The 22517-nt window shown below is 39.3% G+C and carries 20 protein-coding genes and 1 pseudogene; 17 read left to right on the top strand and 4 right to left on the bottom strand.

Features of this window, described 5'->3' with window-relative positions; genetic code table 11:
• Positions 1-204: 204 nt before the first annotated feature.
• The 5 genes from NST46_RS03845 to NST46_RS03825 all read left to right on the top strand — a co-directional run bounded on the left by NST46_RS03845 (position 205) and on the right by NST46_RS03825 (position 5952).
• Entirely contained in the window at positions 205-1491 is a 1287-nt protein-coding gene (locus tag NST46_RS03845) for a UDP-N-acetylglucosamine 1-carboxyvinyltransferase (RefSeq protein WP_341136802.1), read from the top strand.
• A 134-nt stretch (positions 1492-1625) separates the two neighbouring features.
• Positions 1626-2594, top strand: coding sequence for a class II fructose-bisphosphatase (glpX, locus tag NST46_RS03840; protein ID WP_303448363.1), 969 nt, complete (start codon positions 1626-1628; stop codon positions 2592-2594).
• 507 nt (positions 2595-3101) lie between these two features.
• A complete protein-coding gene (gene rho, locus NST46_RS03835) occupies positions 3102-4382 on the top strand; it encodes a transcription termination factor Rho (protein ID WP_095307816.1) in 1281 nt (426 codons plus the stop codon).
• Between the two features lie 220 nt (positions 4383-4602).
• Positions 4603-4848 carry a type B 50S ribosomal protein L31 gene (locus NST46_RS03830; protein ID WP_095307817.1) on the top strand — a complete coding sequence of 82 codons (246 nt, stop codon included), beginning with the start codon at positions 4603-4605 and terminating at the stop codon, positions 4846-4848.
• Between the two features lie 483 nt (positions 4849-5331).
• Positions 5332-5952: a thymidine kinase gene (locus NST46_RS03825; protein ID WP_095307818.1), complete on the top strand. Its 621-nt coding sequence runs from the start codon at positions 5332-5334 to the stop codon at positions 5950-5952.
• 201 nt (positions 5953-6153) lie between these two features.
• Here NST46_RS03825 and NST46_RS03820 read toward each other — a convergent pair whose 3' ends face one another.
• Entirely contained in the window at positions 6154-6903 is a 750-nt protein-coding gene (locus tag NST46_RS03820; RefSeq protein WP_341136801.1) for a FixH family protein, read from the bottom strand.
• A gap of 291 nt (positions 6904-7194) precedes the next feature.
• Between NST46_RS03820 and prfA the strand changes: the two genes are divergently transcribed.
• From prfA to upp, 11 genes are all read left to right on the top strand, one after another.
• Positions 7195-8265: a peptide chain release factor 1 gene (gene prfA / locus NST46_RS03815; RefSeq protein WP_095307820.1), complete on the top strand. Its 1071-nt coding sequence runs from the start codon at positions 7195-7197 to the stop codon at positions 8263-8265.
• Between the two features lies 1 nt (position 8266).
• On the top strand, positions 8267-9130 hold the full coding sequence (gene prmC / locus NST46_RS03810) for a peptide chain release factor N(5)-glutamine methyltransferase (protein WP_251660276.1): 864 nt from the start codon (positions 8267-8269) through the stop codon (positions 9128-9130).
• 86 nt (positions 9131-9216) lie between these two features.
• Positions 9217-9822 carry a stage II sporulation protein R gene (spoIIR, locus tag NST46_RS03805; RefSeq protein WP_095307822.1) on the top strand — a complete coding sequence of 202 codons (606 nt, stop codon included), beginning with the start codon at positions 9217-9219 and terminating at the stop codon, positions 9820-9822.
• Positions 9823-9843: 21 nt separating this feature from the next.
• Positions 9844-10302, top strand: coding sequence for a hypothetical protein (locus tag NST46_RS03800; RefSeq protein ID WP_303448360.1), 459 nt, complete (start codon positions 9844-9846; stop codon positions 10300-10302).
• A 183-nt stretch (positions 10303-10485) separates the two neighbouring features.
• Positions 10486-11511 carry an L-threonylcarbamoyladenylate synthase gene (locus tag NST46_RS03795; RefSeq protein ID WP_095307824.1) on the top strand — a complete coding sequence of 342 codons (1026 nt, stop codon included), beginning with the start codon at positions 10486-10488 and terminating at the stop codon, positions 11509-11511.
• 138 nt (positions 11512-11649) lie between these two features.
• Complete coding sequence (locus NST46_RS03790; protein ID WP_095307825.1) at positions 11650-12198, top strand: manganese efflux pump MntP; 549 nt, start codon at positions 11650-11652, stop codon at positions 12196-12198.
• 275 nt (positions 12199-12473) lie between these two features.
• Positions 12474-13076: a low molecular weight protein arginine phosphatase gene (locus tag NST46_RS03785; RefSeq protein ID WP_095307826.1), complete on the top strand. Its 603-nt coding sequence runs from the start codon at positions 12474-12476 to the stop codon at positions 13074-13076.
• 18 nt (positions 13077-13094) lie between these two features.
• Complete coding sequence (locus NST46_RS03780) at positions 13095-14387, top strand: methyl-accepting chemotaxis protein (protein WP_095307827.1); 1293 nt, start codon at positions 13095-13097, stop codon at positions 14385-14387.
• Between the two features lie 126 nt (positions 14388-14513).
• The gene (locus tag NST46_RS03775) at positions 14514-15083 is read left to right on the top strand and encodes a TIGR01440 family protein (RefSeq protein ID WP_095307828.1); all 570 of its coding nucleotides are present in this window, start codon (positions 14514-14516) and stop codon (positions 15081-15083) included.
• A gap of 231 nt (positions 15084-15314) precedes the next feature.
• Positions 15315-16559, top strand: a complete 1245-nt coding sequence (glyA, locus tag NST46_RS03770) for a serine hydroxymethyltransferase (protein ID WP_095307829.1) — start codon at positions 15315-15317, stop codon at positions 16557-16559.
• Positions 16560-16696: 137 nt separating this feature from the next.
• Positions 16697-17326, top strand: coding sequence for a uracil phosphoribosyltransferase (gene upp, locus NST46_RS03765; RefSeq protein WP_095307830.1), 630 nt, complete (start codon positions 16697-16699; stop codon positions 17324-17326).
• A gap of 71 nt (positions 17327-17397) precedes the next feature.
• Here the strand turns inward: upp and ribH are convergent, their stop codons facing one another.
• From ribH to ribE, 3 genes and pseudogenes are all read right to left on the bottom strand, one after another.
• Positions 17398-17868, bottom strand: coding sequence for a 6,7-dimethyl-8-ribityllumazine synthase (gene ribH / locus NST46_RS03760; RefSeq protein ID WP_095307831.1), 471 nt, complete (start codon positions 17866-17868; stop codon positions 17398-17400).
• A gap of 26 nt (positions 17869-17894) precedes the next feature.
• A pseudogene (gene ribB, locus NST46_RS03755) lies at positions 17895-18506 on the bottom strand (3,4-dihydroxy-2-butanone-4-phosphate synthase); the annotation flags it as partial.
• Positions 18507-18517: 11 nt separating this feature from the next.
• The gene (gene ribE, locus NST46_RS03750; protein WP_251660254.1) at positions 18518-19168 is read right to left on the bottom strand and encodes a riboflavin synthase; all 651 of its coding nucleotides are present in this window, start codon (positions 19166-19168) and stop codon (positions 18518-18520) included.
• 872 nt (positions 19169-20040) lie between these two features.
• Between ribE and NST46_RS03745 the strand changes: the two genes are divergently transcribed.
• Entirely contained in the window at positions 20041-22203 is a 2163-nt protein-coding gene (locus NST46_RS03745; protein ID WP_341136800.1) for a S8 family serine peptidase, read from the top strand.
• Positions 22204-22517: the final 314 nt, after the last annotated feature.

The following is a 22517-nucleotide window of genomic DNA, read 5'->3' as shown; positions in this document are numbered from 1 at the left end:
GAAAAAATGAAAATGATAATATTGATATGCATTCAATAGAACGATAAATTCGTTTCGCTCGGAATTTACGATATAATCTATAGATATTTCGTGCAAGCGGAAATACATAGAACAGGAAATTCCTGATTTTGTGTAACAATAATTAATCGAAATGAAGTGTGTTCAAATACTTTTTGGACAACCTCTCAGGAACGAGGTATTCAAATGCAAAAATTGTTAATTGAAGGTGGCCATGAACTAAATGGCAAAGTTCGAATTAGTGGGGCAAAGAACAGTGCAGTTGCACTACTGCCTGCATCCATTCTAGCAGATTCCACTGTGACACTTGAAGGCCTTCCGGAAATCTCTGATGTCTATACACTTGGAGACCTTTTGGAGGAAATCGGAGGAAGTGTTTCTTGGAAAGGTCAGGATGTAACGATTCAACCTGAAAAGATGATTGCAATGCCCTTACCGAATGGCAAAGTAAAGAAGTTACGTGCTTCTTATTATTTTATGGGAGCGATGCTAGGGAAATTCAATAAAGCTGTTATTGGGCTTCCTGGTGGCTGCTATCTAGGTCCACGTCCTATCGATCAACATATTAAAGGCTTTGAAGCGCTTGGAGCCGAAGTTACCAATGAACAAGGCGCAATTTACCTGCGCGCCAAAGAGTTGAGAGGTGCCAGAATTTATTTGGATGTGGTAAGTGTCGGCGCAACGATTAATATTATGTTAGCTGCTGTTAAAGCAAAAGGAAAAACAATTATTGAGAATGCAGCAAAAGAGCCGGAAATCATTGATGTTGCAACCTTGTTAACGAATATGGGAGCGAAAATCAAAGGTGTAGGAACTGATGTTATTCGGATTGAAGGTGTACCATCACTTCACGGCTGTAAACATACAATCATTCCAGACAGAATTGAAGCTGGGACGTATGCGATTGCAGCTGCAGCACAAGGGAAAGAAGTGGTTATCGATAATGTCATTTCCCAGCATATAGAATCGCTTATCGCAAAATTACGCGAAATGGGTGTAACGGTTGAGGAGAGCGATGAACAGCTGTATATCGCTAATCGAAAGCCACTGAAAAGCGTTGATATCAAAACACTCGTGTATCCTGGCTTCCCGACAGATCTTCAACAGCCATTTACATCGCTATTAACTCAAGTAACAGGTACGGGTGTTATTACTGATACGATTTATTCTGCGCGTTTAAAGCATATTGACGAATTAAGACGGATGAATGCTCTTATTAAAGTAGAAGGTGGATCTGTAATCGTCTCTGGACCTACACAGCTACAGGGAGCAAAAGTAAAGGCATCCGATTTGCGGGCTGGTGCTGCCCTGATCATTGCTGGTTTGGCAGCTAATGGAATTACAGAAATTACAGGTGTCGACCACATTGATAGAGGTTATGAAAAAATAACAGATAAATTAACAAGCCTTGGAGCTAACATCTGGAGAAAAGACATGACGCAAAAAGAAATTGCTTCCTTTCAGAATTCCTAATGGACTGTGCTAAAACTGGTTAATTAATGTGATACGTAAACTCACACAGGAACGAAAACGATTTCCACATTTTATAGATATGCTTTTGGGATGAGTATATGTAAAAAATGCACCTCTAAAAGGAGATGGAAATCATGGAAAGAAGTTTATCGATGGAGTTAGTTCGCGTCACAGAAGCTGCGGCATTAAAGTCAGCACGTTGGATGGGGAGAGGCGTTAAAGCTGAAGCTGATGATGCAGCAACAATGGCAATGCGTACTGTGTTTGATACAATTCCAATGCAAGGAACAGTAGTAATTGGCGAAGGAGAAATGGACGAGGCTCCGATGCTGTATATTGGTGAAAAGCTGGGAACCGGTGATGGGCCTGGAGTCGATGTTGCTGTTGATCCCCTTGAAGGAACGGATATTGTTGCACAAGGCTCCTGGAACGCACTCTCTGTTATTGCGATAGCTGATAAAGGAACATTGTTGCATGCACCAGATATGTACATGAATAAAATTGCGGTTGGTCCCGAAGCAATAGGCATGATTGATATCAATGCACCAACGATGGATAATCTACAAGCAGTTGCAAGAGCAAAAAATAAAGATATAGAAGACGTTGTTGCAACCGTGCTTGACCGCCCGCGTCATGCAAAATTAATTCAGGAAATTCGTGAATCCGGTGCAAGAATTAAACTCATACCTGCTGGAGATGTTGCTGCTGCGATTAATACGGCATTTGAGAATACCGGTGTTGATATTCTGCTCGGATCGGGTGGAGCACCAGAGGGCGTATTAGCAGCAGTAGCACTTAAATGTTTAGGAGGGGAGTTGCAAGGAAAACTTGTACCTTCAAATGATGATGAGATTGAGCGTTGTGTAGAAATGGGGATAAGCGACTTAAATAGAGTATTTTGCATGAATGATTTCTGTAGTGGCGATGATGCTATTTTTGCAGCTACAGGGGTTACAGATGGAGAACTACTAAAAGGTGTCCAATTTAAAGGATCTAAAGCTACCACACAATCTCTGGTTATGCGAGCCAAAAGTGGCACTGTGCGTTTTATTGATGGTGAGCATAGTCTGCAAAAGAAACCGAACATGGTAATTAATTCTTGAATTAATTTTCAGCAAGTAGTTTTGATTTTTTAACTCGATTTTGAATGAAAGCCCACCTCCAGCTAAAGCAAAATGAAAAAAGGAAGCCAGATTTGGCTTCCTTTTCTACCACTATATAAAGCTATGAAAAAGGAAAGTTTTACAAGGGAAACAAAAGATGTACTTGATTATGTCTATTTTCTTAAAAATGATATTGAATATTAGTGATTAAAAGAGTAATATAATATATGTTTAATACAGGCATAACTTGGCTAATCTATTTATACGTTAACTTATACCAGATAAGATTACCAACGGAGAAACTTAATCGATAGACTTCTACTAAAGCTTCTGTTAAACTCTGCATTTCTTCAAGGACGATCCTACCAATAAAAAGTGGAATCATTGAAATTACGAATTTATATTAGTTCATTACTGTTGTAGAAGAGCTTTTTCGCAACATTAGTGTAAACGTAGTAAAATAAATCTCTCTAAGAGAAGATGTATAGGAATAGGCGTGGTGATTGAATGGAAGCATTAACAATTTCTAATTTAGAAACGATGACATTAAAAGAAATTTATGCTTTAGCAAAAGAATTTAAAGTATCTTATTATGCGAAATTAACCAAAAAAGAACTTATTTTTGCTATTTTGAAAGCACAGGCAGAAAAAGATGGATTTCTGTTTATGGATGGTGTTTTGGAGATTATTCCTTCAGAAGGATTTGGGTTTTTACGACCGATCAATTATTCCCCGAGTGCAGAAGATATTTATATATCCGCATCACAAATTCGCCGTTTTGATCTGAGAAATGGTGATAAAGTTTCTGGTAAGGTACGTCCTCCGAAGGAAAATGAACGTTATTATGGCTTATTGCATGTAGATGCAGTTAATGGTGAAGATCCAGATTCATCGAAGGAGCGAGTGCATTTTCCAGCATTGACAGCACTTTATCCGAATCGTGTAATCAAGCTGGAAACGATAACGAACAAACTATCAACGAGAATTATGGATCTCATGACTCCAGTAGGTTTTGGACAGCGTGGATTAATTGTTGCACCGCCAAAAGCTGGGAAAACGATGCTGATCAAAGAAATCGCAAATAGTATTTCGAAGAATCATCCAGAAGCAAAACTTATTATTTTATTGGTGGATGAGCGACCAGAAGAGGTTACCGATATCGAACGCTCTGTAGATCCAGATGTAGATGTTGTTAGCTCCACATTTGATGAAGTTCCAGAAAGTCATATTAAAGTATCTGAACTAGTATTAGAACGTGCAATGCGACTTGTTGAGCATAAGCGTGATGTTATCGTTTTGATGGATAGTATTACGAGACTGGCGCGAGCATATAACCTTGTTATCCCACCTAGTGGACGTACACTTTCAGGTGGTATAGATCCGGCTGCTTTCCATCGTCCGAAACGGTTCTTTGGTGCCGCACGTAACATTGAAGAGGGCGGTAGCTTCACCATTTTAGCAACAGCTTTAGTTGATACAGGTTCTCGTATGGATGATGTTATTTATGAAGAGTTTAAAGGGACAGGTAATATGGAACTGCATCTTGATCGACAATTAGCAGAACGCAGAATTTTCCCTGCAATTGATATTTTACGTTCTGGTACGCGTAAAGAAGAGTTGCTTGTTAACAAAGGGCATCTTGATAAAATGTGGGCAATCCGCAAAACAATGCAAGATTCACATGACTTCCTTGAACGCTTCCTAAAACGCTTAAAAGCATCAAAGAGCAACGAAGAATTTCTGCAATTAATGGATGAGGAAATGAAAAGAAAAGGCATGACGAAATAAATACGTTATCCGTTTAGTATGTATTCAGGAAGAAAGTTTGAAGGGCTAAGGGAGAAATTCGATGTGTCATTTTACCGGATTTTTTGAATAACCTCTATTGCAATCATTCCTTCATACTGTTATAATCTTTCTATGTGAGTTTAGAAAAGGCATTATGCCTATGACGGCTCTTACAATAACTCTGTTTCCTCAGGTCTCAGGGCAAAAAGGAGTGGAAGACATGAAAAAGGATATTCATCCAGAATACAAAAAAGTAGTCTTTCTTGATACAAGTTCAGATTACAAATTCTTGAGTGGTTCAACAAAAGAATCTAACGAGACAATCGAGTGGGAAGATGGTAACACATACCCATTAATCAAAGTTGAGATCAGCTCAGATTCACATCCATTCTACACAGGTAAGCAAAAAGCTGATAAAGTAGGCGGACGTGTAGATCGATTCAAGAAGAAATATAATATGAAGTAAAAAGCTGAAAGAGCTTGTTCAGCGACGAAAAGCATAGGTCAGAAACTTTAGAGCTCCTGAATTTTGGTGCTCGGAGTGTTTATGGGTTATGTCTCGAGTCGCTAGCGCTTGAAGCTGGATTGAAATAAAAGTCGTAGCATGCTTAATGCGACTTTAAGTTAGACGTAAAAGGGCTGAAGTAATTTGTTTTAGCTTTTAAAAGGACAGGCAAAATGTCTCTATTTTGCCTGTTTTTTTACTTTGCAGAAGGGAACGCATCGAACGGTCCTTTATGTATAAGTGCAACGAAGGCATCTGTCCAATGGCTTGCGCTTCAAAGTATAAGGTCTTCAAAAAAAGCAAAGAGCGCTTTCGTAAGCATCCCTTTAACAAATGCCAAACTTTCTAATATTATCCGAAAAAAGGGTTAGTCTTATCGAATATAGTGGTAAACTATACACTGTACATAAAGATTAGCCAACGTTATGAGAGGAGTTCTCCTGCATGTATGTAATGAAGCAAAGTGGTTGGGTTGAAGTCATATGTGGCAGTATGTTCTCTGGTAAATCAGAGGAATTAATCCGTCGTGTTCGCAGAGCGACATATGCCAATCTAACCGTCCGTGTATTCAAACCAGCAATAGACAATCGCTACGATGATACAGCTGTCGTTTCCCATAACGGCTCTTCAACCATTGCTCGTCCGATCCATAATTCTGTAGAGATTCTAGAACATATTGATGACCATGTTGACATTGTTGGGATTGATGAAGTACAATTTTTCGATTCAAATGTTATAGAAATAGTCGAAGAGCTTGCAAACCGTGGAATTCGGGTGATTACTGCGGGTCTGGATACAGATTTCCGTGGTGAACCATTCGGTCCAGTTCCCAAGCTCATGGCATTAAGTGAATCTGTAACAAAGCTAAACGCCATTTGTCCTGTGTGTGGCTCACCAGCAAGCCGTACTCAACGTTTGATTGACGGCAGTCCTGCATCCTACGATGATCCAATTATTCTTGTTGGTGCATCTGAATCGTATGAGCCAAGATGCCGCCATCACCATGAGGTTCCAAAGAAGCCCAAAAGAAATTTTAATCGGAACCTAGAAAATGCAATAAAGTAAAACGAGAGCGCCCAAATGGGTGCTTTTTGTTTGGGCAGATAGATTAAAACGTTTCTAACTGCATAAGTGCATCTAAGTCATTCACCTAAAGGCTTGTTGCTCCAGAGTGCAAGGGCTGCTAAAAATAACATCATGTTACCCATAAGGAACATAAAAAAAGAGCTGATCGTATTACGGTCAGCTCTCAATCATAATCTTTTGTTATTTAACTACTTCAAAAGTAAAGTCTTGATGCTCATGCAAATTCTCATCATCTTTGACATGAATGTTAATTGTATATGCTCCGGCTTCATCAAACGTATGTGCACCTGTGTATTCCCCTGCCTTCGTTTCAGATGCGTCAATCCACTTTCTTTCGTCTTCATTTTCCGTGTTCCATATTTCATAGCGAACAGTAGCATTCTCGAAGGGTACTTCATCCATTTGTAAATGGACAACAAAATCCACTTCCTCGGCAAGCTTAACTTCATTTAGCTCCATTAAATGGATGACAAAACCTTCTGCATGATGATTGTGTTCATGTTCAGAAACATTGTTTGATTCTGCTTGTCCATCACCTACAGTAATGGACTTCTTCGGCATCGTGTGCAAATCTCGTGCTGTTGTATGGGCATAGATTTCATAAACACCATCTTCTTCAAATGTTACTTTTGCTGTATATGTACCGTCCTCATGATTGGTTGACTCCAACATTGTACTGTCATCTTCATTTCCTGTTAACCAATGTTCAAATACGACTTCATCAGCGTCGGTAACCATTTCATTACCATATGTAACAGTAGCTTTTAATTCAACTGTTTCTCCAACTTCTGCCTGCTCTGGCAATTCAAATTCAACATCTAATGATAGTAGTTCTCCGTCACCTTCATCCACTTGATTATTTGATCCACAAGCTATTAATGTAAAAATACAAACAAGCCAAAAGCCTACTTTTAAATACTTTGGAATCATTAATTATCCAGCCCCATTTTTATTAGTTTTATAAAAAATTCAACTTCTAACAACAATCTACCAAGGTTTAACTGCAGCGTCAACAAACAAAACTGTGAACAAATTAAGAATACACGACACCATTCCCGCAAATAAGACGCCATGCCTGCCGCTTAAGACACCATTCCCGCAAATAAGACACCACCCAATGCCCGAGTACCTCTATCACGTCTGAAAACCACCCGCCACTAATTGACCATGTTCCATGGTTATAATATAATTAGACTGTTAATCAGAAAGAGGTGTACGTGAATGTTAGATCGTTTACAAACATTAGAAGATCGTTATAATAAATTGAATGAGATGCTAAGTGATCCGGATATTATTAGTGATACAAATAAGTTGCGTGAGTATTCCAAGGAACAATCAGGTCTAGAAGATGTTGTTCAAGCTTATCGTGAATATAAAGATGTGACGTCCCAACTCCAAGATGCCAAGGTAATGCTTGATGATAAATTGGATGAAGAAATGTATGAAATGGTAAAAATGGAAATTGATGAGCTAAGTGAATCAAAAGCAGATTTAGAGGGTAAAATGAAAATCCTCCTCCTGCCAAAAGATCCAAACGATGATAAAAACGTATTTATGGAAATTCGAGGTGCAGCAGGCGGGGATGAAGCTGCGTTATTTGCTGGAGATTTATATCGGATGTATTCTCGTTATGCAGAGAGCCAAGGCTGGAAAATTGAAGTAATGGAAGCGAGCTCTACTGGTGTCGGTGGTTATAAAGAAATAATCTTTATGATAAATGGGAACGATGTTTATTCCAAGCTGAAATATGAAAATGGAGCACATCGGGTGCAGCGGGTACCAGAGACGGAATCTGGAGGTCGAATTCATACATCTACCGCGACTGTTGCTGTACTTCCAGAGGCTGAAGAAGTAGAGGTTGAGATTCATGAAAAAGATATTCGTGTTGATACATTTGCATCCAGTGGACCTGGTGGACAAAGTGTAAACACAACAATGTCTGCTGTTCGATTGACGCATGAGCCGACAGGTATTGTTGTTTCCATTCAAGATGAAAAATCGCAAATTAAGAATAAAGAAAAAGCGATGAAAGTGCTTCGCGCCCGTGTTTATGATAAATTCCAACAAGAAGCACAAGCAGAATATGATGAAAACAGAAAATCCGCAGTTGGAACAGGAGATCGTTCTGAGCGTATTCGTACGTACAATTTCCCGCAAAACCGTGTAACAGACCACCGTATCGGTTTGACGATCCAAAAACTTGATCAAATCATGCAAGGAAAGTTAGACGAATTCATCGATGCACTTGTAATGGAAGAACAAACTAAAAAACTAGAACAAATTGGTGAATAAGATGACACACGAACAAAAACAATTCGAAGTCCTGCGCTGGGCTTCTCTTTTTTTAGAAAAACATCACCGTGAATCTAGAGTTGCAGAGATACTTTTACAATATTATTTAGGAGTAGATCGGCAGCAATTTTACATGCTGATGCGAGATCCTGTTCCAATTGAGATTGTGGATAAATTCAAAGCAGCTGTTGAAAAACATGCAAAAACTGGTATCCCTGTCCAGCATTTAATAGGCCATGAAATATTCTATGGCAGAGAATTTATCGTGAATGAACATGTACTAATTCCAAGACCAGAGACAGAAGAGCTCGTTCAGCATATTATTCAATCTACTGACACATCGGGGGGAGACCCACTGACGATTATTGATATTGGTACAGGAAGTGGCATTATCGCAATTACACTAGCATTAGAAATACCGAATTCGATTGTGTACGCTACAGATATTTCAAAAAACGCGTTAGAAGTTGCTGAACAAAATGCCAAGCAGCTAGGAGCAGATGTTCATTTTCTGCAAGGGGATTTTTTACAGCCTGCAATTGAAAAAGACATCCAGGTAGACATCTTAGTGTCCAATCCACCGTATATTGCAAAATCAGAAGCTCCTGAGCTATCGGATACAGTGAAAAATTTTGACCCGGAACTAGCGCTGTTTGCTGATGCCGATGGACTAGCCGCTTATCAAAAAATAATTGCTCAGGCACCACAGGCTACAAAAAGACCAGCACAATTAGCGTTTGAAATTGGGTATGAACAAAGTGAAGCAGTTTATGCACTTATTCAAGAAACCTTTTCAGAAAGCACCATTAATACAATTCAGGATATTAATGGCAAGAATCGGATTGTCTCAGCAAAGATAAAATAAATATAAGAATTTGCTAGAATACTAGTTTAAAATCATTTTGACCTGTCCATACTTGCAATTAAGGAGTTGGAGAGGAGAATTACGAAATGAAAAAGCTAGTATTTTTTGTACTTATATGTTTTGTATTATATTTTTCGTTGCCATTAAATGGAGTAAGCAAGGAACTAAAGAATGAAGAAGATTATCAAGTAATTCCAGATGAAGCAATTCGTTTGCGAATACTTGCAAATAGTGATAATGAGCAAGACCAAGCGCTAAAACTTGAAGTCCGCGACCGTGTTAATGAAGTGGTCACAGAATGGGTACAGCACATTACGGATATCGATGAAGCGCGTGCATTAATTGAATCTCGTATTCCTGAATTGGAACAAATAGTGAAAAGCACAATTGATGAACAAGGAACAGAGAATGATTACAGTGTCGAATATGGAAAAAATATAACATTTCCAGCGAAGCTTTACGGTTCCTTTTTATATCCAGCTGGTGAATACGAAGCAATTTTAATAACGTTAGGAGAAGGAAACGGCTCAAACTGGTGGTGTGTATTATTCCCGCCTCTCTGCTTTCTCGACTTTTCAGGAGGCACAACGGTAGCGGAGGCAGCAGACGCAGATACCGTAGTAGAGGAAGAGGTTGAAGAAGAAGAAACGGAAATTAAATTTTTCTTATTTGAATGGTTTGGCTGGTCATAGTCTCTCTAGTAAATGCATAGAATGGAAGAAAAGGTAAATCATAATTCTATTAAAAATTTATTTGTAGAGGTGAGACTATTGAAACTCATTCTTGCGAGAGACGTGTCCTATGAACAATTGGAAGCATTTTTTAACAAGAATCCAGATGTGAATAAAAATAGGGTATTTGAAAATGGTTATGTGGTTGAATTGAATAATGCAATTGAAGGATGTTTTATTCTAGACCAAGTAGAAGAAGGCATTTACTGGCTGAAGCAGCTGTATATTACGCAATCAGAAGCTGGAAAGCTCCCGTTTTTATTGGAGGCCATCTTAGTACTTGCAAAGGATCGTAATGCAAAAAGTGTTTATGTTCATAGCCATCAGCCTGTAGTAGACTTGCTGTTAGAGGCCCTGCAGTTTTATCCGCAAACTCAAAGTCTATCAGAGGAAAAATATCCTGTAAAAGGTGGAAGTTGGTGGGCATATAATGTTTCTTAATGATTATACACATTATCCACAGTCTCTTGTGAATAATGTGTTGGGAAAATGTTTATAAGTATGTGTATTTGTGGGTAACATTCATTTGGATGTGCATAAGTGTCACTTCCAAATTTACGTTATCCACATTTTGCGTTATGTGCCTCAATCCTCTAGAATAGAATTAAGAAATGAGGTAGCAAAATGATAGAAACAAAACGCTGGAATATACAAAATGATGAAAGCTATAATAAGCAGTCTATTGCTGAAGCTGCTACACTAATAAAAGAAGGTAATACCGTTGCGTTTCCTACAGAAACAGTTTATGGATTAGGGGCTGATGCAACCAATGAAGCAGCTGTTGCGGAAATTTTCAAGGCGAAAGGACGTCCGCAAGATAATCCATTAATTGCACATGTCGCAACTGTGGAACAATTGAGACGACTTGTGGATAACTTACCGACTTACGCTGAAAAACTAATCGATGCATTTACTCCTGGTCCACTTACATTTGTTCTTCCGAGTAATGGAGCATGTGCGGAAAATGTTACTGCGGGGTTATCTACAGTCGGAGTTCGGATACCTGATCACCCAGTAGCACAGCAGCTTTTACAGTTAGCTGACATACCAGTGGCAGCACCAAGTGCCAATCTCTCTGGTAAGCCAAGTCCGACAAACGCTGAACACGTGTGGGAAGATCTTCAAGGGAAAATTGCTGGGTTAATAGATGGTGGACCAACCGGTGTGGGTTTGGAATCGACAGTAATTGATTGCACACAGGATATTCCCATTATTTTACGTCCTGGCGGAGTGACGAAACAGCAGCTCGAAGCGGTTGTGGGGACTGTTATGATCGATCCTGGTCTTGCAAATGAAAAGGAAAAGCCGAAATCGCCAGGGATGAAATACAAGCATTATTCACCAGAGGTACCTTTATTGCTTGTAGCTGGTACGGCAGCACGAATGCAAGCAACGATTGATGAGCAGCAAATAAAAGGGAATCGGGTTGGAGTATTAGCTAGTGAGCAAATAGCAAGGCAACTGCACCGCGTAGAAATTCGCAACCTGGGAGCAAATTTACATGAGATTGCATCTAACTTGTATGATGGTCTGCGAGCTTTTAAACAAGGGGATGCAGATGTTATTATTTGTGAGGCATTTTCCGAAGAAGGAATCGGCCAAGCGGTTATGAATCGCCTGAAGAAAGCAGCTAGTGAAATCATACGTTAGATGTAGTCTAAAGCTCGTTGGTAACCATAGTTCTAACCTAATAAACCTTCATATAGAACAGGAATTTTAGTGAAAGACATTCATATCTTCTGTTGGACATGCATATAGTTAACAAGCATGTCCAAGGGGGATTTGTGAATGTTTTTTTCTGGTGAAATCGCATCATTACTCGTTGTTTCCATTGCGCTTGGTATGGATGCATTTTCGATTAGCCTTGGGATAGGTCTCGTAAAATTACGTTTAAAACGAATCGCTCTTGTTAGCATGACCATCGGTGTTTTCCATATCATCATGCCGTTTTTCGGAATAATGCTTGGAAAAGTGATTTCAGAACAAATTGGAAATTTAACAACTCTAGCAAGTGGTGCTTTATTGTTTGGTATAGGTGCGCAAATGTTTTTCTCCGCATTTAGCCATGAGGTGCAGAAGAGAATGCGTCCAATTGGGCTAAGTCTGCTTTTAATCGCATTTACGGTTAGTTTAGATAGCTTTACTGTAGGACTGGGTCTTGGGTTATCAGGTGTTCATGTAATTCTAACTTTAATCCTATTTGGCATTAGTAGTGCTTTTCTTGCGTGTCTCGGAATGCTGCTTGGCAGAAAAGTACAGAGCTATCTTGGTGTATACAGCGAACTACTTGGTGGCAGTATCTTATGTTGTTTTGGATTATATATGTTATTTAGCTAATAGGAGATTCCGGCTGGGTGCTGGAGTCTTTTTTTGACAAACAATCTTACTTGGATAAGTACAACTAAGCCATTCACTCAGGAAGCTTGTGCTCTAAAGTTAATAGTTAAGGGCTCTTAAGTAGGGTAAGAACGCTTTGGTAAGAATCCTTTTAACGAATACCCAGTATTCTAATGAAGAGCTTTAATTCGAAAGGAAAAGTAAATTATTTTATCTAACAAGTTAATTGGAAATATGGTATATTTGTCGTAGAGTTCCAAGATGGAGGGCGTTTCATGAATATATTATTTGTCTGTACTGGAAATACGTGCAGAAGTCCAATGGCGGAAGCTTTATTAAAGGAAAAAATGCCCGAAGCAAGCACGCAATCCGCTGGGGTTTTTGCGAGCAACAATCTACATGCCAATGGGTTTGCGATTCAATCCTTGCAAGAACGTGGAATCCAGTGCGAACACAAATCACAACCAGTGACGAAAGAATTACTTGCTTGGGCGGACGTTGTGTTAACAATGACTACCGGGCACAAACAATCTTTGATTATTGACTTTCCCGATTATCAGAATAATTTTTATACGCTAAAAGAATATGTTTCAGAAGCCGATAAACAAGTATGGCAGGAATTGCAAAAGGCGTATGCAGATCTAGAAGTAAAACGTGCCCTATTTATCCAACAAAATAAGGGTGAAATGGACAGAATAGAGCTTCAGCAACAACTTCAGGAGTATCTAAGGCATGAATTGGCAATGATTCGGGGGCTTGAAGCGAATTTGATCACGTATGATATTTCTGACCCATTTGGTGGAAGCTTGGAAATTTATCGGGAGACGTTGAAAGAACTAGAAAAATATATTGACCTGCTGATTAAAAAAATACAGTAGTAGTCGGAGGAGAACGGCATGGAGAAAAGCTATAAGTTTAGTTTGCGTTTGAAACTCGTAATCTTTACGACCATATTGGCCATTATAACATATACATTTAGTGCGCTATTCATTTATGTATTATATGATTATGTACAAGCCTATTGGTCTATTACAATCGAGTGGTATACGATTATTATTTTGCTGCTTGGAGTTATTTGGTCTGGTATTCTGGCATTCTTTGCAGCGCGAGTAATTACAAAGCCGATGGAAAGTTTAGAGAAGGTTGCGTCCGAAGCGGCGAAAGGAAACTTAAATCAAGAAGTACATATTCCGAAGTCACATGATGAAATTCGTGATCTTTCCATAGCTGTCGATACTATGCTAAATAACCTAAACGCAATGGTACATAACATTGATAAGCATTTTGAAAGTACGAATGAGACTGTTATTCAGATGAAAGAAGCATCTCATTCAGCGGCACAGCATTCCGCTGCTATAGGTACTTCGGTCTATGAAATTTCCAAAGGTGCGGAAAATTCCTCAGAAGCAATCCAGAATACGGCAGAGGCTGTAGAAGTTGCTACTGAGCTAGCCAAAAAAGTGCAGGAAAAAGCAGAACAATCGAAAGTTAAATCAAGTGCAATGCTTGAGACACTCAATGAAAGTAAAATTGTCGTGAACCAGCTCGTAAAAGGTATTCAAAAATTAGCACAAGATCAAGAACTTTCTTTAAAAGACGTTGATCACTTAAAGCAAAATGCGATACAAGTTGAATCGATTATCACAATGGTTGGTGAAATCGCAGAACAAACGAATCTGTTAGCATTGAATGCATCCATTGAAGCAGCACGTGCCGGGGAGCATGGAAGGGGATTTGCTGTTGTTGCCGAGGAAATCCGCAAGTTAGCTGATCAAAGTGCTCAAGCAGTACAGCGCATTTCTAGTTTGATAGAAGCGATTCAAGAAGATGTGAATTTAGTAGTAAGAAAAATAAACGATAATGTTATGTACGCAAAAAAAGAAGCAGAAAATGGAGAAGGCACGAACAGAACAATTGAGCAAATGTCTGGTTCGGTAAATGATGTGGCATCGGAAATTGATATGATTACAAGTCTTGTCGATAAGCAATTAGAATCGATTCAGGATACGGTAAGGCAGTCACAAGAGGTTGCTGCGATCGCTGAGGAAACATCTGCAGGAACAGAGGAAGTGAATGCCGCTATTCAGGAGCAAGTTTCCACGATGGAACAAGTAGACCAGCTAGCTCAAAAGATGGAAGAGCAAGCTCAAAGTTTAAACAAGCAAATTAACCAATTTAAGGTTTTCTAACATCTATTCGCTTAACAATGGTCATACGGTGCTATTCTTTGTACAATTAGAATTAGGTGTACATTTTTAGGACGTAAACTTGGGTCCTTTGATGCTTGACATAAATCAATGGAAGGTGAAGAATAAATGGCATATGAAAATATACAGCAAGATATGACCTCAATTGTTGTGCAATGGATGAAAACGGGTTATTTGCGACGTGATGAATTATTTGTAGTTGGATGCTCTACAAGTGAAGTTGCCGGTAAGCATATTGGAACATCTGGAAGCGAACAGATTGCAGCAGTTATTTTTAAAGCGTTACAAGTATTACAGCAACAGACTGGCATTCGTCTTGTATTTCAATGCTGTGAGCATTTGAATCGAGCACTTGTAGTTGAAAGAGAAGCTGCCACTGCCTATCAGTTGGAAGAAGTTTCCGTTATCCCAATTCCTGCAGCTGGTGGATCGATGGCTTCATATGCATATAAGCATATGGAAGATCCAGTTGTGGTTGAAACAGTACACGCGCATGCGGGAATAGATATTGGAGAAACGATGATTGGGATGCATTTAAAGCATGTAGCTGTTCCACTTCGATTTAACGAGAAATTCATTGGGAATGCGCGTATTACTGCCGCAAGAACTCGTCCAAAACTAATTGGTGGTCACCGAGCAAATTATGAGAATACAAGATTGAATGATAGCTGCAAATAAGTTATTAATGGGAGAATCTATCTCCTTATAATATAGTTTAAAAGGAGGATAAAAAGGACCAAGAAGTTCAAGCCAACGAGCTTCCACAGAATGTGGTGACTTCGACGTTCGACACAGGACGTGTCGGTAGTTAGTTGAAGGTCCCCTGCTCTCAACGTGTCATTTTTACCGGACTTTTTGAACAACTTTTATATAGCTTTAAAATATTCTTATACATAGGAGGCTTTACTTATGGAACATGTTAAACAAGCAGATGTAGAAATATATGAAGCAATTCAAGCGGAGAAAAAGCGTCAGCAGGATAAGATCGAACTGATCGCATCTGAAAACTTCGTGTCTGAAGCTGTAATGGAAGCAATGGGCTCTGTGTTAACGAATAAATATGCGGAAGGGTATCCAAATAAACGATATTATGGTGGTTGTGAGTATGTTGACGTTGCAGAAGATTTAGCTCGTGACCGTGCAAAAGAGCTTTTCGGTGCGGATCATGTTAATGTTCAGCCTCATTCTGGTGCACAGGCGAATATGGGTGTGTATTTCTCTATTTTAGAGCCTGGTGATACAGTACTTGGAATGAATTTGAATCATGGTGGACATTTGACACATGGAAGTCCTGTAAACTTCAGTGGAAAGCTTTACAATTTCGTTGACTATGGTGTCGATAAAGAAACCGAAAAAATAGATTATGATGCTGTTTTAGCAAAAGCAAAAGAAGTAAAGCCGAAGTTAATTGTAGCTGGTGCAAGTGCATATTCACGTCATATTGATTTTGCGAAATTCCGTGAAATCGCTGACGAGGTAGATGCTTATCTAATGGTGGATATGGCACATATTGCGGGCCTTGTAGCTGCTGGACTTCATCAAAATCCTGTTCCATATGCTGACTTTGTTACGACTACAACACATAAAACATTGCGTGGACCGCGTGGTGGAATGATTTTATGTAAAGAAGAATATGCGAAGCAAATCGATAAATCTATCTTCCCGGGTATCCAAGGTGGACCATTGATGCATATTATCGCAGCAAAAGCGGTATCCTTTAAGGAAGCATTATCCGATGAATTTAAAGAATATGCGAATAACATTATTAACAATGCAAAAGTTCTTGGTGAAGCATTGACTGAAGAAGGAATTCGCATCGTTTCAGGCGGAACAGATAATCATTTGCTCTTATTGGATGTAACACCACTTAACCTGACTGGAAAAGTTGCTGAAAAGGCTCTAGATGATATTGGCATTACAACAAATAAAAATACAATTCCATTTGATACGGAGAGTCCATTTGTAACAAGCGGAGTCCGTATTGGTACCGCTGCTGTCACATCGAGAGGTTTTGGTGAAGAAGAGATGAAAGAAATTGCTGCCATTATTTCATTGACATTAAAAAATTATGAAGATGAAGCAGTATTAGAAGAGGCTGCAAAACGAGTGGCTGCTTTAACAGAGAAATTTCCATTATATACACAATATGCATAAGTAGTAGACGAGGATATTCCGGTTTTCGGAGTATCCTTTGTTACGTTTTTATAACAAGAATAAAACTAAACTTGAAAGCTCGCTTGTTTTTCAGTACAATTTTAGGGATATAACTAATTCTGAAGGAGTGATCTACAATGGGAAATGTTTTTGTATTTGATCATCCGTTAATTCAACATAAATTAACGTACATAAGAGATAAGAACACAGGAACAAAAGAATTCCGCGAACTTGTTGATGAAGTTGCGATGCTAATGGCTTTTGAAATTACAAGAGACCTGCCGTTACAGGAAGTAGAAGTGGAGACACCCGTAACTATTGCCAAATCGAAAACATTGGCAGGAAAGAAAATAGGACTTGTTCCAATTCTTCGTGCTGGAATCGGGATGGTTGATGGCGTACGTAAGCTTATTCCGGCAGCAAAAGTTGGACATGTTGGTCTATACCGTGATCCAGAAACATTAAAGCCTGTTGAATACTATATTAAATTACCTTCGGATATTAATGAGCGTGAGCTGATTGTAATTGACCCGATGCTGGCAACTGGTGGATCAGCAAATGATGCCATCCATTCATTGAAGAAGCGTGGTGCAAAAAACATTCGTCTCATGTGTATAATTGCTGCACCAGAGGGCGTTGAGGTCATTAAGAGAGATCACCCAGACGTTGACATTTATTTAGCGGCTATGGATGAGAAATTGGACGACCATGGCTACATTGTCCCTGGACTTGGAGATGCTGGGGACCGTTTATTCGGTACAAAATAAGTACTGCTACAGTGTAATAAATAGACAACAAACGGAGAATGCAACTTTAACTTGCACTCTCCGTTTTTGAATTAATTTTCTAGCAGTTTTACCATATTCGCCATTTCAATAGCGGAAATAGCTGATTCAGCACCTTTATTTCCAGCCTTTGTCCCAGCACGTTCAATTGCCTGTTCAATTGATTCAGTTGTCAGGACGCCAAATATAATTGGCTTGCTCGTTTGAAACGATACATTCGCAACACCTTTCGCTACTTCATTACACACATAATCAAAATGTGGAGTAGAGCCGCGAATTACCGTTCCTAACGTGATAATAGCATCATATTTATTAAGAGCTGCCATTTTCTGAGCAATTAAGGGAATCTCAAACGCACCTGGGACCCATGCAATATCAATGTTATCTTCAGCAACACCATGTCTTTTCAGAGCATCACGTGCACCATCCAATAATTTAGACGTAATAAATTCGTTAAATCGGGCAACTACAATCCCGATTTTTAAATCTGTACCAACTACATTTCCTTCATATGTTTTTCCCATTTTTTCTGTCTCCTTTATGAATGAATAATCATTGTATTATTTGTTTTACGATAGGTAATTAAATCTGCTATTGAGATGACTTTTAAGTCAAATTTCCCAGCCATAATTTCAAGGTCTGCTAGTCGTGCCATTGTACCGTCATCTTTAATGATTTCACAGATGACACCTGATGGGAAGGCACCACTTAGAAGTGCTAAATCAACAGCTGCTTCTGTATGACCAGGGCGAGTTAACACGCCGCCTTCCTTTGCGATAAGCGGAAACATATGACCTGGCTGTTTGAAATCACGAATATGTGCGTGAGGATCTGTTAAAGCCAGAATGGTGTTCGCTCTTTCTGCTGCACTAATTCCAGTAGTAGTATCTTTGTGGTCAACAGATACTGTAAAAGCAGTACCATATGGATCCGTATTCTGATTGACCATCGGTGATAGTCCGATATTCTCCACGTGCTCTGCTGGAAGAGAAACACATACGAGACCTTTCCCATGTGTAATCATAAAATTAATCAATTCAGGTGTCGCTTTTTCAGATAAAGCAACAAGGTCACCTTCATTTTCCCGATCTTCGTCATCAACAACAATAATTGGTTTTCCAAGTTTCAAATCAGCAATTGCCTCTTCAATAGTATGCATTATGAATATTCCTCCTATATGAATCCGTTTTGTTCAAGAAAATCTTGGTTGATTTCTTCACCGTGCTTCTTATATTGATTATCGAGCATATTTCGTACATACTTCGCTAGCATGTCACACTCGATATTCACGATATCCCCTTTGCCTTTTTCGCCAAGAATTGTTTCGGAGGCGGTGTGGGGAATAAGGGAAATAGTGAATCGATTCTGATTTACTTGGAAAAGCGTCAAACTGATTCCATCAACTGTAATGGAACCTTTATGCATTAAAAATGGAATAAGAGATTCAGATATTTCGATGTCGTAATAAATAGCATTTTCTTTTCGGTACACCTGGACAATTTGACCTGTACCATCAACATGGCCAGATACAAAGTGCCCGCCAAACCTTCCATTTGCTGCCATTGCTCGTTCTAGATTTACCTCAGAACCAGTTTTTAAAGCTTGCAAAGAGGTGGATTTTATCGTTTCTGGCATAGCATCCACTTGGAAGCTATTGGAACTATAACTTGTCACTGTAAGGCAAATGCCATTAACAGCAATACTGTCACCAATAGAAACGTCCTCAATTACCTTGCTGGATCCTATAGTCATTTGGACAGCCTGATTGGAAATCTTCAGCATTTTCTTTACAACACCTTTTTCCTCGATTAAACCTGTAAACATATAACTCACTTCCTTTCATAAAGAGATCGCATCCTTTGTAAACAACAAAAGGGGCAGCGCTCGGTCAGCGATGTATGGAGGCTAGCAAGTTTCGCCAGTCCTTTGCCGCTGGAGCTGCAGGAAATGAAAAAAGCCCCTGAGTTTCCTCAGAGGCTTGTGATTAGAATTTTAATAGTAAGCGATGGAAAAAATAATGTAATACAACAAAATCGCATCCTGTTAATTGTACAAAAAGTATACAAATAACAGCACTCGCCTAAAGCATTACAAATAGCGTGCCTACCTAAAATTCCTTCTCCCATCCAGACTTTAACTGTCGGTTCTGGTTTTGCACCAGATCCACCGCTCGGTTTATAGGTTAAAGGTAGTTCAAAAATTTCCGGTAAAAATGACATTTTGAGAACAGGGGGCCTTCAACTAACTACCAACACGTCCTGTGTCGAACGTCGAAGTCATCACATGTTGTGCAAGCCCGTTCCTCACGTATTAATTGCATACGTGAGGGTACGGGGGCTACGCCGCCTGGAAATTCTCGGTCCTTTTTATCCTCTTTTTTGATCAACTATCTTATAATCTTATAAAAACCGCACGGGTCACGGACTTAGAAGCTATGCTTCATCACCGTCGGTTGGGAATTTCACCCGACCCCGAAGGAATATGCGTATTGAATTTTGATGGAAAACTTCCCTAGCTGCATAAGTGCAACCAAGGTATTCATCCAAAGGCATGGTGAATTCCAAGTTTTCTAAAAAATAGTATACCATTAGTTCTTCTGAAAAAGCAAGGTAGAAAAATCCGGTGTAATCGAAACGAATGTATAAGAACGTAATTTATTTCAAAAGCTATTGCTAAAAAAAAGGGAGTGGGCGCCTATGAGAATTTTTAGCACCTTTTTATTGCTTCTACTTCTATTTATTCCATACCCTCAAGAACTTCATGCGGAAAAAGAAATGGAATCGATCATCATCGAAGTAGAAGGGGATCCAGAGATACATAAAGAGTATTTGGAAACATATCATCCATTTATCGAGGTTATTGCAGTTTATCACCAATTGTTTAATGGCATTGCAATCCAGGGAGCTCCTGCAAATCTGCAGAAGATAGAATCGCTGCCTTTTGTTCAACGTATTCACTCGGTACAGCAATATAAAGCACTTCCTTGGGATGGAAATCGTGAAAAGGGTAATGGGGTAATCCCATCTGATCTAAATACGACTTCATTTACCGGTGTAGGTGTAAAGGTTGGGGTTATAGATACTGGGATTGACCACAGCCATCCAGATTTGCAAAAAAATTATAGTGGGGGATATGACCTTGTTGACCTTGATGAAGACCCAATGGAGACAATTCCAGAACAAGGTATACCGACATCACACGGTACTCATGTTGCAGGGATTATTGCGGCCGACGGAGAATTGAAAGGAGTCGCTCCAGATGCAGAAATTTACGCATATCGAGCGCTTGGTCCTGGGGGGGCAGGAACATCTGTGCAAGTAATAGCTGCAATGGAGAAGGCGATTGAAGATGGGGTAGATATTATCAATTTATCGCTTGGGAATAACGTTAATGTTCCTGACTTTCCAACGAGTGTAGCAGTTAACAGAGCTACAGAACTAGGTGTAGCGGTAGTTATAGCAAATGGTAATAGCGGTCCACAAGATTGGACTGTAGGATCACCAGCAACTGCAGACAAAGCTTTATCAGTCGGTGCATCAACTGCACCAACAGAAACCCCTCTACTCTATGAACCGATGGCTGATCGTACAATCCCGCTTACTGAAATGGTAGGTTCTTCTCCGTGGAATTTGACAAAAGACTATCCAATTGCTGATATGGCAGAAGAGAATGGAAAGTTGAATGGGCGTATCGCATTTATAAAACGTGGAGAAACACCGTTCTATGAAATGGCAAAACGTGCTGAAGAAAAAGGGGCAGTAGCTGTTGTAATCTATAATAAAGAGAAAGGAATGTTTCGAGGTTCTGTTCAAAATAAAGAAGATCCAATAAATATACCAGTCGTATCGATAGCCATGGAAGATGGTGTATGGCTGAAAGAGCAGAATGAAGGGGAAAGTATTTATTTGGAAACTGCATACGAATATGAAGAACGAACAATAGCTCCATTTAGCTCAAGAGGACCAGTTACAGTTAATTGGAATATCAAGCCAGACGTAGTTGCACCAGGGACGAATATTATGAGCACTGTTCCAGGAGGTTATGAGCCACTTGATGGCACTAGTATGGCTGCACCGCATGTTACTGGTGCTATTGCATTAATCAAAGAGGCGCACCCAGATTGGTCGACCCAGCAAATCTTCGGAGCACTTAAAACAACCGCGCATGTAATCGGTGAAGGTAATGTTTTAGCTCCCACGATTCAAGGAACGGGAGAAATCCAACCGGAAAAAGCAATTGAATCGACAACAATCATTCACAATCCACAACTCAACTTTGGACAAATAAATGGGTATAGAGAAACAAGTGAATTTTCATTAACAATTGAGAACATGGCAGATGTTGCACAGACATTTACCTTTGATTATCCAAAGCAACAGAATGGTGTTAATTGGAAGCTGCCAATGTCATTTAGGATCGAAGCCAATCAGAAAAAGACAATCCCAATTGAACTTAGTATAACAGCAGCTCGAATGGATCAAGGTGTACATCAAGGCTGGATCACACTGAGATCTCAAGATAACCAATACAACTTACCATATATTTTTGTGAACCAAGCTGCGAATCAACCCAAAACAGCAGGATTTGAGTTTGCGATGAAAACTCTCTCTGAAGAAGCATATGAATATCGGATATATCTAACAGAACCTGCGAGACGGGTAGAAGTTGACCTATACGATCCTGAAAGTCTTGTATTCAAGAGACGACTATTAGAAATGGAAAATGTAAAAACAGGAGAACATCAAGGTGAAATAAGTAAAAAAGATGCTGGTGATACAGGTTATTATTTAGCGGTAGTAACTGTATTTCTCAAGGACGGAACATATGAAAGCAGTCCATCTATTGTATATATAGAATAATTCATTGTTCACAAGAGACAAAAAAACTCAAATAAATCAAGTGAGTTCACAAAGATGTCACATTACACGACCCAACTTTCATTTATAATGAAAGTTGGGTCACTTAATTGTAAATTTATAGATAAGAAAATGTCACATATTGTTTCAACGACAGTATTTTATCGATGGTTTAAAAATTGCAATTTATCTTAGTGTCCTAATTGACAATGGTGGTCAAGCTGTTGTAAACTTGCTAACTGTGGGGGAAGGTGTATTTTTATATAAACTGCAACTATCTTGTTAGCTGATACGACGATTTTTAGTATCATTCGACA

The sequence above is a fragment of the Oceanobacillus sp. FSL W7-1309 genome, assembly GCF_038002145.1.
Taxonomy (GTDB): domain Bacteria; phylum Bacillota; class Bacilli; order Bacillales; family Amphibacillaceae; genus Oceanobacillus; species Oceanobacillus profundus.
Note: the sequence above shows the minus strand (reverse complement) of the source record. Positions and strands in the feature narration are given on the sequence as shown.

Bases quoted from the DNA above. Each gene is read 5' to 3' on its own strand.
- NST46_RS03845 (WP_341136802.1), top strand. From the start codon at position 205: ATGCAAAAATTGTTAATTGAAGGTGGCCATGAACTAAATGGCAAAGTT.
- glpX (WP_303448363.1), top strand. From the start codon at position 1,626: ATGGAAAGAAGTTTATCGATGGAGTTAGTTCGCGTCACAGAAGCTGCG.
- rho (WP_095307816.1), top strand. From the start codon at position 3,102: ATGGAAGCATTAACAATTTCTAATTTAGAAACGATGACATTAAAAGAA.
- NST46_RS03830 (WP_095307817.1), top strand. From the start codon at position 4,603: ATGAAAAAGGATATTCATCCAGAATACAAAAAAGTAGTCTTTCTTGAT.
- NST46_RS03825 (WP_095307818.1), top strand. From the start codon at position 5,332: ATGTATGTAATGAAGCAAAGTGGTTGGGTTGAAGTCATATGTGGCAGT.
- NST46_RS03820 (WP_341136801.1), bottom strand. From the start codon at position 6,903: ATGATTCCAAAGTATTTAAAAGTAGGCTTTTGGCTTGTTTGTATTTTT.
- prfA (WP_095307820.1), top strand. From the start codon at position 7,195: ATGTTAGATCGTTTACAAACATTAGAAGATCGTTATAATAAATTGAAT.
- prmC (WP_251660276.1), top strand. From the start codon at position 8,267: ATGACACACGAACAAAAACAATTCGAAGTCCTGCGCTGGGCTTCTCTT.
- spoIIR (WP_095307822.1), top strand. From the start codon at position 9,217: ATGAAAAAGCTAGTATTTTTTGTACTTATATGTTTTGTATTATATTTT.
- NST46_RS03800 (WP_303448360.1), top strand. From the start codon at position 9,844: ATGGAAGAAAAGGTAAATCATAATTCTATTAAAAATTTATTTGTAGAG.
- NST46_RS03795 (WP_095307824.1), top strand. From the start codon at position 10,486: ATGATAGAAACAAAACGCTGGAATATACAAAATGATGAAAGCTATAAT.
- NST46_RS03790 (WP_095307825.1), top strand. From the start codon at position 11,650: ATGTTTTTTTCTGGTGAAATCGCATCATTACTCGTTGTTTCCATTGCG.
- NST46_RS03785 (WP_095307826.1), top strand. From the start codon at position 12,474: ATGAATATATTATTTGTCTGTACTGGAAATACGTGCAGAAGTCCAATG.
- NST46_RS03780 (WP_095307827.1), top strand. From the start codon at position 13,095: ATGGAGAAAAGCTATAAGTTTAGTTTGCGTTTGAAACTCGTAATCTTT.
- NST46_RS03775 (WP_095307828.1), top strand. From the start codon at position 14,514: ATGGCATATGAAAATATACAGCAAGATATGACCTCAATTGTTGTGCAA.
- glyA (WP_095307829.1), top strand. From the start codon at position 15,315: ATGGAACATGTTAAACAAGCAGATGTAGAAATATATGAAGCAATTCAA.
- upp (WP_095307830.1), top strand. From the start codon at position 16,697: ATGGGAAATGTTTTTGTATTTGATCATCCGTTAATTCAACATAAATTA.
- ribH (WP_095307831.1), bottom strand. From the start codon at position 17,868: ATGGGAAAAACATATGAAGGAAATGTAGTTGGTACAGATTTAAAAATC.
- ribE (WP_251660254.1), bottom strand. From the start codon at position 19,168: ATGTTTACAGGTTTAATCGAGGAAAAAGGTGTTGTAAAGAAAATGCTG.
- NST46_RS03745 (WP_341136800.1), top strand. From the start codon at position 20,041: ATGAGAATTTTTAGCACCTTTTTATTGCTTCTACTTCTATTTATTCCA.